We start from the raw sequence: 10,115 nt of genomic DNA, 5'->3' as shown, positions 1-10,115 counted from the left end.
AAGACCCGCCCAAAGACGAATAGTCTTTGGCGGGTCTTCTTCATTTAATTAGAATTGGATATGCTTTTCGATATAAGACTGCACTTCGGCGATCGGCATGCGCACCTGTTCCATGGAATCGCGGTGGCGTACGGTTACCTGGCCGTCTTCAACCGAATCGAAATCGTACGTCACGCAGAACGGCGTGCCGATTTCGTCCTGGCGGCGGTAGCGTTTGCCGATGGACTGCGAGTCGTCATAATCGACCATGAAATGCTTCGCAAGATCAGCGAATACTTCAGTCGCGCCTTCAGCCAGTTTCTTCGATAAAGGAAGAACAGCCGCTTTATAAGGTGCAAGCGCCGGATGGAATTTCAACACCGTGCGTTTGTCATCGTTGTCGAGTTCTTCGACCTGGTAAGCGTCCACCAGGAATGCCAGTGTAACACGGTCGGCTCCAAGCGACGGCTCGATGCAATAAGGCACGTAGCGTTCATTTGTTACCGGGTCGATGTAATTGAAATCTTCGCCGGAATGCTCCATATGGCGTTTCAGGTCAAAGTCGGTGCGGTCAGCGATGCCCCAAAGTTCGCCCCAGCCGAACGGGAATTTGTATTCGATGTCGACGGTGGCATTTGAATAATGGGAAAGTTCATCCGCATCATGCTCGCGCAGGCGCATATTGCCTTCAGTCATTTGAAGGTCAAGCAGCCATTGTTTGCAGAAATCGCGCCAGTAGGCGTACCATTCAAGATCTTCACCCGGCTTGCAGAAAAACTCCAGCTCCATCTGTTCGAATTCACGGGTACGGAATGTGAAGTTGCCCGGCGTGATTTCATTGCGGAAACTTTTACCGATCTGGGCGATCCCGAAAGGCATGCGTTTGCGCATTGAACGCTGGACGTTTTTGTAGTTGACGAAAATCCCCTGAGCGGTTTCAGGACGCAGGAAGATTTCGTTTGTTGAAGCTTCCGTCACACCCTGGAACGTTTTGAACATCAGGTTGAACTGGCGGATTTCGGTAAAGTCATGCTTGCCGCAGACAGGGCAGTCGATCGCATGCTCTTCAATCAATTCAGCCATTTTTTCAAACGACAGGCCGTCAACGATCATTTCGATTCCTTTGGCATCCAAAGCCTCTTCAATCAGTTTGTCGGCGCGCAGGCGTGATTTACAGCTCCTGCAGTCGATCATCGGGTCGTTGAAGTTGCCGACATGCCCTGAAGCGATCCATGTTTTCGGATTCATCAGGATGGCAGCATCGAGCCCGACATTATAAGGGGATTCCTGGACGAATTTCTTCCACCATGCTTTTTTGATATTGTTTTTCAGTTCGACGCCAAGTGGTCCATAATCCCACGTATTGGCCAGGCCGCCGTAGATTTCAGAGCCCGGAAAAACAAAGCCTCTGTGTTTTGCTAATGCTACTACATCTTCCATTGACATAAAAATTACCTCCATAAAATAAAAAATCGCACACGTCCCGGACATAAAGTCCGAGGACGAGTACGTTATGACCCGCGGTTCCACCCCGATTGGCTGCAAAAAAACAGCCCGCTTAAAAAAATTATGGCTCCAGATTGCCTTTTCCTGCCTGTACGGGCTTTCACCATCCCCGCTCGCTGATGTGGCAGTACTTATCGATCTTTCATTGCCTGCTTATAGAATCTTTCCATATTGTATCATGCCAAACTTTTCTTCGCAATATGGCGTCCATTAGTATATAATAATCATCATTGAGTATAACACATATCCTGAGGCGGTGAGTCCGATCGAACTCAATAAAAGACAAGAAGAGATTCTGCGTATCGTCAAAGGGAATGGTCCGATTACCGGTGAACAGATTGCCGAACGGCTCCATCTGACGAGGGCGACGCTGCGCCCGGACCTCGCCATCCTTACAATGGCCGGCTTCCTGGATGCGCGTCCGAGAGTCGGCTATTTCTATTCCGGCAAAAAGCCGGGACATGAAATAACCGATACGATGAATAACATGAAAGTAAAGGACTTCCAGTCGATACCGGTGGTCGTCAGAGAAAATGTCAGTGTCTATGATGCTGTCAGCCAAATGTTCCTGGATGATGTCGGCACATTGTTTGTCGTTGATAAAAATTCATTGTTAACAGGAGTGCTGTCCCGCAAGGATCTTTTGCGGACGAGCATCGGCAGCAAAGATCTGTCTTCCATTCCTGTACATATCATCATGACCCGCATGCCGAATATCACCTATTGCTTCAAGACCGACTCCCTGATCCAGGCAGCGAACAGGCTGATCAATCAGCAGATCGATGCATTGCCGGTGGTCGAAGAAGTGGCCGATGGATTGAAAGTGGTTGGCCGGCTTACGAAAACCAATATTACCCGGGCTTTCTTGTCCTTATCCGAAAGCCATGAATTGTGAGGTGGGAAAAGGATGAAACTACTGCGAATTTTCGTGATTTCCGATTCAGTGGGAGAGACCGGGGAACTGGTGGCGAAAGCGGCTGTCAGCCAGTATCTGAACCCTGATCAAAATGTTTCATTGAAGCGGTTTCCATATATAGACTCCATCGACCAGGTCAAAGACATCATTCACATGGCGGCCGATCAGCGGGCGTTTATCGTCTATACGCTGGTTTCCAACAGGCTGCGCGAATTCATTGTGTCGGAAACGGCACGTCTGAAAGTTACAGCCGTGGATCTGATGGGGCCGCTTCTGGATGCCCTGAGAGTAGAACTGAATGCAGAACCGCTGGAAGAAGCCGGCCTGGTCCGCAAACTGGACGATGATTATTTCAAAAAAGTTGAAGCCATTGAATTTGCGGTGAAATATGATGACGGCCGCGATCCGAGAGGCATTCTGATGGCGGATATTGTCCTGGTCGGTATTTCCAGGACATCAAAAACGCCGCTGTCACAATATTTGGCCCACAAGCGCCTGAAAGTGGCGAACGTGCCGCTCGTGCCGGAAGTGGACCCGCCGGAGGAATTGTTCAGAGTGGCGCCGGAAAAATGTTTCGGGCTGGTCATTTCACCGGAAAAACTCAATCATATCCGCAAAGAGCGGTTGATTGCACTCGGTTTGAATGATGACGCCAATTATGCAAAAATCCAGCGCATCCATGAAGAAATCGAACATTTCAATAAAGTGGTCGAAAAGATAAACTGCGAAGTGATTGATGTTACCAACCGCGCTGTGGAAGAAACTGCCAACTTGATTATGAGCAAACGGAAATAAACTTTAAGAAAAGCCACCTGTAAAGGCGGTTTTTCTGTTTTGTCAGTGGATTTTATTGCGAAAGAGTTTTATAATGAAGAATTGTGGCTAAACCTATAAGATAGACATAATTTACTCCTTCATCTTTTTAATGAAATATGAAGGAATTTGCCGCTGTATCTCGAATTAAGTATGTTAAGCAAATAAAGATGGTGATAAATTGTGTCCAGTCGGGTATCAGAAGAAGTGATTGAGAAAATCCGCTCTTCTGCGGATATTGTCGATATTGTTGGAGAATATGTCCAATTAACCAAAAGGGGACGAAACTGGTTCGGGCTCTGTCCGTTCCATGGAGAAAGCACCCCATCGTTTTCTGTTACTTCCGATAAACAGATCTTCCATTGTTTCGGGTGCGGTGCGGGTGGTAATGTTATCACTTTCCTGATGGATATTGAAAATTTATCGTTCCAGGAAGCTATAGCGAAATTAGGCCAGCGTACAGGCATCGATGTTGAAATCAGCACACCTTCCGACTCAGCCCAGGCACCGTCCAAAGCCGATAATCGGCTCGTGGGCATGCATGAATTCGCTGCTGATATGTACCACCATATCCTGCTGAATACAGAAGAAGGCCAAGCGGCTCTCGATTATCTGGAAAACCGCGGGTTCACGCGTGAGATCATTGAAAAATACCGGATCGGCTGGTCTTTGCCGGAATGGAATTATATGTCTTCTGCCTTGCTGAAAAAAGGGTATACCGAAGAAGAACTGGAATCGAGCGGTCTAGCCATTGCGCGGGAGCAATCTGAGGGCCATTTTGACAGGTTCCGCGGACGCATCATGTTTCCCATCATGAATGAAAGCGGCAAGGCCATCGCATTTTCAGGGCGAATCATGGAAAACACGAAACAGGAAGCGAAGTATATGAACAGCCCTGAATCTCCCATTTTCCAGAAAAGCCAGGTGCTTTATAATTTTCATCTGGCAAGAGGACCAATCCGAAAAAATCGGAAAATCGTTCTATTTGAAGGGTTCATGGATGTTATCGCCGCCGGAAAAGCGGGAGTCGATAATGCCCTTGCGACCATGGGTACTTCCCTGACGCCGCAGCACATCCGCATCATGAAGCGTTTCGCACAGGAAGTGGTGATCTGCTTTGATGGAGACGATGCCGGCTGGGAAGCTGCGAAACGGGCTGCGATTGCATTAAATGAAGAAAAATTCAAAGTTGAAGTTGCTGTCTTACCGGGAAAAATGGATCCTGATGATTATGTCAGGGAAAACGGCAGCGAAGCTTTTAAGGAACAGATTATCGGCAAGCCGCATGCATTCATCGCTTTTGCCATGATGCATGCTCGCCGCCATAAAAATTTCCAGTATGAAAATGATCTGCTCCAGTATATTCAGGATGTCCTCCAATTATTGGCGGGACGGTCGACACCGCTCGAACGGGATCTTTACATCAAGCAATTGTCCAATGAAACAGGTTTGTCGCAGGAAGCCATTTTGCAGCATTACCGCAAACTGGAGAACAAGACTGTTGAAAGAAACCGAACGGAACCCGCTCCGCAGACTGTGAGGCGCGAACCGAAAAAAGTCACTTCGCTGCACCGGGCAGAAAGGCTGCTGCTTGCCCATGCATTGGCGGATGCCAGTGTAATGGACAAACTCGCCGTCGACGATGGAATTCCGTTCATCAGCGAAGAATTCCAGGCAATATACGTGCAATTGCTCGGATTTTATGAAGAATGGAATAAGGCGGATTTTCATAAATTCCTTGAAACGCTCCAGGATGCTGAACTCCGTAAACTGGTGATGGAGTCCGCTCTGTCCGAACGGGACCCGGATCATCCGGATGAAGAAATTTCCGATTGCCTCAAACATTTGGGCAAGCATCGGATTGAGCAGGAAATCCTGTTGAAGATCCAGCAATCGAAAGAAGCGGAAAAACAGCATGATCTGCAACGTGCTCTGCTTCTTGCGCAAGAAGTGATTGCTTTACGTAAGTCGCTATAGTTTAAACCCGGTTTTTAAAGGAGGAAGTCAAAATGGCTGAAAAGTCTGAACGCCAAAATGAAGTTGAAGCAACAAATGTACCATTGACTACGGAGGGTCCGGATGTGAGTGTGGAGGAAGCCAAGAAACAATTGATAGAAGCCGGCAAAAAAAGCGGTGAGCTTAATTATGAGCAGATTGCAGATAAATTAGCGGTTTTTGAAATGGAATCCGACCAGGTGGAAGAGTTTATCGATCAGCTGGAAGGGCACGGCATTGAGCTGGAACGGAAATCGGATGATGAAGAACATCTTGACCGTCTGATGAAACCTACAGAAGAAAAATTCGATTTGAATGATCTGAGTGTGCCGCCGGGCGTCAAAATCAATGATCCGGTCCGCATGTACCTGAAAGAAATCGGGCGGGTTGACCTTTTGAAAGCGGAAGAGGAAGTCCGCCTTGCCAAATTGATTGAACAGGGTGATGAAGAAGCGAAAAAACGCCTTGCTGAAGCTAACCTTCGTTTAGTTGTCAGTATTGCCAAGCGCTATGTCGGGCGCGGTATGCTGTTCCTGGATCTGATCCAGGAAGGGAACATGGGTCTGATCAAAGCGGTTGAAAAGTTCGATTACTCGAAAGGCTTCAAATTCAGTACGTATGCTACATGGTGGATCCGGCAGGCGATTACCCGTGCGATTGCCGACCAGGCACGCACGATCCGTATCCCGGTTCATATGGTTGAAACCATCAACAAACTGATTCGCGTGCAGCGTCAATTGCTGCAGGATCTTGGACGTGAGCCTTCACCTGAGGAAATTGGTGAGGAAATGGATCTGCTGCCGGAAAAAGTGCGTGAAATCCTTAAGATTGCCCAGGAACCGGTATCTCTAGAAACGCCGATCGGGGAAGAGGACGATTCGCATCTTGGTGATTTCATTGAAGATTCGGATGCACAGTCTCCATCAGACCATGCAGCTTATGAATTATTGAAAGAACAGCTAGAAGATGTACTTGATACACTGACGGACCGTGAAGAAAATGTTTTGCGTCTGCGTTTCGGTCTTGACGACGGACGTACGCGTACACTTGAAGAAGTAGGAAAAGTATTTGGCGTTACGCGTGAGCGTATTCGTCAGATCGAAGCCAAAGCGCTTCGCAAGCTTCGCCACCCCTCAAGAAGCAAACGTCTGAAAGACTTTTTGGAATAAAACTTGCCGTTTCTCATTTACATATGGGAAACGGTTTTTTGTTGCAAAAAATCATTTTACCCTTATCTATTGAGTTTGACGGAATTTTAGCTATATAATGAATATTGTAAGCGTATTCAGAAAAAAGGGGATGTAAAAAGATGAATTTCGATTTGACGCAAGAACACCAGATGATCAAAAAGACGATTAAGGAATTTGCAGATAAGGTGGTTGCTCCGGGAGCGATTGACCGGGACCGCAGCAAGGAATTTCCGACTGAAATTTTCAGACAGCTTTCCGACATGGGGATGATGGGATTGCCGTTTGATGAAAAATACGGCGGTGCCGGAGCGGATACCACAAGTTTTGCTATTGTGACGGAAGAACTCAGCCGCGCCTGTGCTTCGACAGGAATCACGTATTCAGCGCATATTTCACTTGGCGGTGCACCGCTTAACCTGTTCGGTACAGAAGAGCAGAAAGAAAAATACCTGACACCGATCTGCACAGGCGAATCTTTCGGTGCATTCGGACTGACAGAACCCAATGCCGGATCGGATGCGGGCGGCACAGAAACCCGTGCTATTGAAGACGGCGATGACTGGGTCATCAACGGATCTAAAGTCTATATCACAAACGCAAGCCACGCAAAACATCTGGCAATTACAGCCATTACTGGCATGAATGACGGCAAAAAGGAAATCAGCGCCATCATCGTGCCGACCGATGCAGAAGGCTTCACAATCATCGACAATTACGAAAAAATGGGCTTGAATGCATCGAACACAACAGAACTGGTATTGGAGAATGTCCGGGTGCCAAAAGAAAATCTATTAGGCAAACGCGGAGAAGGCTTCAAACAATTTTTGGTCACTCTTGACGGCGGACGCATCGGAATCGCTGCGATGGCAGTCGGAATCGCGCAGGCTGCTTTCAACCGTGCACTTGCTTATTCAAAAGAACGGAAACAATTCGGCAAAGCCCTGTCAGAATTCCAGATCACTCAATTCAAACTGGCTGACATGGCAATGAAGATTGAATTGGCCCGCAATATGGTCTATAAGGCGGCATGGCTGAAAGATCAGGGGCGTCCATTCACAAAAGAAGCTTCGATGGCGAAACTTTACGCTTCTGAAATTTCTATGGAAGTCGCAGATGAAGCAATCCAGATTCACGGCGGCTATGGCTATATGAAGGAATATGAAGTGGAGCGCTATATGCGTGACGCAAAACTGCTCGAAATCGGAGAAGGCACATCAGAAGTTCAGCGCATGGTCATTGCCCGTCAAATCGGCTGTTAAATTACCGAATTTGTCACAAAGCGGTAAAACTTATCTGATATTCCTTTCAGTTTATTGCAGAATACAGTACAATAATGAATGATACGAACACTATCATATGCAGAACTTGTAGAGGGAGGGGTAACGGATGCAAAAAAATGCAATTGTACCTTATATCTTAATCATGGCTTTCGGTATCGGCTTGATTTTCTTCATGTCCTTGGAAGGCGTCAGCAACCAAGCTGAAATTGGCGAAGAACATGGATCTGAAGAAGCAGGCGAAGGTGCAGCAACAGGCGAAGGCTCTGGCGAAGGCGAAGACACTGCCAATGCAGGGGAATTCGACCCGGAAGCTAAAGCTCAGGAAAGCTGTATTTCTTGTCACGGTTCAAGCTATGAAGGCGGATTAGGGCCATCATTAATTGATACTGAAATGTCACAGGAAGAAATCGAACAGATTATTGCAGAAGGTGCAGGCCAAATGCCAGGCGGACTTGTTGAGGAAGAGAACATTCCGGCAATGGCTGAGTGGGTCTTGTCACTCGGAGAATAATAGCACAAAAACCCTTAGTTCTTCTGGAGCTAAGGGTTTTTCTGTCAAATGGAGGATTTTGGATGAATGCACAACAATTATCGGAGAGACTGAAGCGGGTCGCTTCACATGTACCGCAAGGCGCAGTTCTGGCGGATATCGGCAGTGATCACGCGTACCTGCCGTGCTATCTGGCATTAAAGGGAAAAATAAATAAAGGAATTGCCGGTGAAGTGGTCAAAGGACCATATGAATCAGCGGTAAGACAGGTTCGTCAGGAAGGGCTCGATGAACAGATCGAAGTCAGGCTCGCGAACGGGCTCACAGCAATCGACCCGGCAGACGGAGTGACTGCTGTCGCAGTTGCCGGCATGGGCGGTCCATTGATCGCCTCGATCCTGGAAGACGGTAAAGCGAATCTGGACGGGGTCAGACGCCTGATCCTGCAGCCGAATGTCCATGCCAAAGCGATCCGGGACTGGGCAGCTGCCAACGGATGGGCCATCGTCGATGAGGAAATCCTGAAGGAAAACGATAAGATTTACGAAATCATTGTACTTGAACCTTCATCGGCGTCCGTATCCTATTCCCAGCAGGAGCTTTTAATGGGGCCTGTACTCATCAAAGAGAAGCCGCCTGAGTTTAGAGAAAAGTGGGAGCGGGAAAGTTCACAGTGGAAACGAATACTTCTGTCGGTGGAGTCGACTGAACAGACGCTGGAAATTTTAGCGAAAAAACAGGAGCTTGTCGAAAAAATACGGTTAGCGGAAGAGGTGCTGCACGGTGAAAATACCTAATGGCCAACAGATCATCGAGGAATTCGAGAAATGGTCACCGAAATATCTTGCGATGGAAGGCGATCCCATCGGCCTTCACGTCGGCACATTAAATAAGAAAGTCGGGCGGGTGCTCGTAACGCTTGATGTCAATGAAGCGGTCGTCGATGAGGCGATTGCGAAAGGAGCGGAACTGATCATTGCGCATCATCCTCCGATTTTTCGCCCCATGAAAAATCTTCAGACCGATTTGCCGCAGGGCCGGCTTATGGAAAAGTTGATCAAGCATGATATAGCCGTTTATGCCGCCCACACAAATCTGGATGTTGCTTTCGGCGGAGTCAATGATCTTCTGGCTCAAGCCCTTGGGCTGCAGGATACCGAGGTTCTCGTCCAAACCTATGAAACGGAATTGGTCAAAGTTGCCGTATTTGTGCCGGAAAGCCATGAAGAACAGGTTCGCCAGGCGCTTGGCGATGCAGGGGCGGGTGCAATCGGCGACTATGAGCACTGCAGTTATACACTGTCAGGCACAGGCCGCTTCCGGCCGACTGCAGCAGCGGATCCGTTTATCGGGGAGGCCGGCAAAATGGAAATGACCGAAGAGTCGAAGATTGAAGTGGTCGTCCGCAAATCCGAAAAGGACCGCGTAATTCGAGCCATGATTGCCGCCCATCCCTATGAAGAAGTCGCATACGATGTGTTCACTCTGGAAAATAAAGAATTGCCGATGGGGCTTGGCCGTGTTGGGACATTGGAACAAGAAATGACGCTTCGCGGTTTTGCGGAGATGGTGAAAGAGAAATTGAATGTTCCTTTTGCGCGCATTGTCGGCAATGAGGAAGATAAAGTTAAGAAAGTCGCTGTTCTTGGCGGCGACGGCAATAAATACATCCATCAGGCCAAACGCGCCGGAGCGGATGTGTATGTGACAGGCGATATGTATTTCCATACGGCACAGGATGCCCAGGCGATCGGCTTGAATATCGTCGATCCCGGCCATCATGTCGAAAAAGTTATGATCCGCGGAGTGGCGAATCAATTGGCGAAACGTACCGACTGGCAATGTGAATTTTTGCCTTCTGAAGTGGATACGGAACCGTTTAAGCTGATATAAAGAAAAATGCCTCTTCTGGTGGAGCACCCCAAAAGTTAGAGTTCAAATCTAAC

The 10,115-nt window shown here is 48.0% G+C and carries 9 protein-coding genes; 8 read left to right on the top strand and 1 reads right to left on the bottom strand.

Annotated features, from left to right (window positions below; translation table 11 throughout):
- Positions 1-48: 48 nt before the first annotated feature.
- On the bottom strand, positions 49-1,425 hold the full coding sequence (locus KW93_RS00990) for a glycine--tRNA ligase (RefSeq protein ID WP_033541088.1): 1,377 nt from the start codon (positions 1,423-1,425) through the stop codon (positions 49-51).
- 316 nt (positions 1,426-1,741) lie between these two features.
- Here KW93_RS00990 and KW93_RS00985 point away from each other — a divergent pair, with 316 nt between their 5' ends.
- The 8 genes from KW93_RS00985 (at position 1,742) to KW93_RS00950 (ending at position 10,062) form a co-directional block, all read left to right on the top strand.
- Positions 1,742-2,380: a helix-turn-helix transcriptional regulator gene (locus tag KW93_RS00985; protein ID WP_033541087.1), complete on the top strand. Its 639-nt coding sequence runs from the start codon at positions 1,742-1,744 to the stop codon at positions 2,378-2,380.
- A gap of 12 nt (positions 2,381-2,392) precedes the next feature.
- A complete protein-coding gene (locus tag KW93_RS00980) occupies positions 2,393-3,196 on the top strand; it encodes a pyruvate, water dikinase regulatory protein (RefSeq protein WP_033541086.1) in 804 nt (267 codons plus the stop codon).
- Positions 3,197-3,397: 201 nt separating this feature from the next.
- Positions 3,398-5,191 (top strand): DNA primase, encoded by a 1,794-nt coding sequence (gene dnaG / locus KW93_RS00975; protein WP_033541085.1) that lies wholly within the window; start codon positions 3,398-3,400, stop codon positions 5,189-5,191.
- A gap of 32 nt (positions 5,192-5,223) precedes the next feature.
- Positions 5,224-6,378 carry an RNA polymerase sigma factor RpoD gene (rpoD, locus tag KW93_RS00970; protein WP_033541084.1) on the top strand — a complete coding sequence of 385 codons (1,155 nt, stop codon included), beginning with the start codon at positions 5,224-5,226 and terminating at the stop codon, positions 6,376-6,378.
- Positions 6,379-6,518: 140 nt separating this feature from the next.
- Positions 6,519-7,658: an acyl-CoA dehydrogenase gene (locus KW93_RS00965; RefSeq protein WP_033541083.1), complete on the top strand. Its 1,140-nt coding sequence runs from the start codon at positions 6,519-6,521 to the stop codon at positions 7,656-7,658.
- Between the two features lie 127 nt (positions 7,659-7,785).
- The gene (locus tag KW93_RS00960; protein WP_033541082.1) at positions 7,786-8,190 is read left to right on the top strand and encodes a c-type cytochrome; all 405 of its coding nucleotides are present in this window, start codon (positions 7,786-7,788) and stop codon (positions 8,188-8,190) included.
- A gap of 62 nt (positions 8,191-8,252) precedes the next feature.
- On the top strand, positions 8,253-8,966 hold the full coding sequence (locus KW93_RS00955) for a tRNA (adenine(22)-N(1))-methyltransferase (protein WP_033541081.1): 714 nt from the start codon (positions 8,253-8,255) through the stop codon (positions 8,964-8,966).
- A complete protein-coding gene (locus KW93_RS00950; RefSeq protein WP_033541080.1) occupies positions 8,953-10,062 on the top strand; it encodes a Nif3-like dinuclear metal center hexameric protein in 1,110 nt (369 codons plus the stop codon). The genes KW93_RS00955 and KW93_RS00950 overlap by 14 nt, the downstream gene beginning before the upstream one ends.
- Positions 10,063-10,115 lie beyond the last annotated feature (53 nt).

This window comes from Planococcus sp. CAU13, assembly GCF_000775575.1.
GTDB lineage: Bacteria > Bacillota > Bacilli > Bacillales_A > Planococcaceae > Planococcus.
The sequence above is the reverse complement of the archived record's forward strand: the minus strand, read 5'-3'. Positions and strand labels throughout refer to the sequence as shown.

What these genes read in the sequence shown, in the direction of transcription:
- KW93_RS00990 (WP_033541088.1), bottom strand. Translation starts at nt 1,425, where the DNA reads ATGTCAATGGAAGATGTAGTAGCATTAGCAAAACACAGAGGCTTTGTT.
- KW93_RS00980 (WP_033541086.1), top strand. Translation starts at nt 2,393, where the DNA reads ATGAAACTACTGCGAATTTTCGTGATTTCCGATTCAGTGGGAGAGACC.
- rpoD (WP_033541084.1), top strand. Translation starts at nt 5,224, where the DNA reads ATGGCTGAAAAGTCTGAACGCCAAAATGAAGTTGAAGCAACAAATGTA.
- KW93_RS00965 (WP_033541083.1), top strand. Translation starts at nt 6,519, where the DNA reads ATGAATTTCGATTTGACGCAAGAACACCAGATGATCAAAAAGACGATT.
- KW93_RS00960 (WP_033541082.1), top strand. Translation starts at nt 7,786, where the DNA reads ATGCAAAAAAATGCAATTGTACCTTATATCTTAATCATGGCTTTCGGT.
- KW93_RS00955 (WP_033541081.1), top strand. Translation starts at nt 8,253, where the DNA reads ATGAATGCACAACAATTATCGGAGAGACTGAAGCGGGTCGCTTCACAT.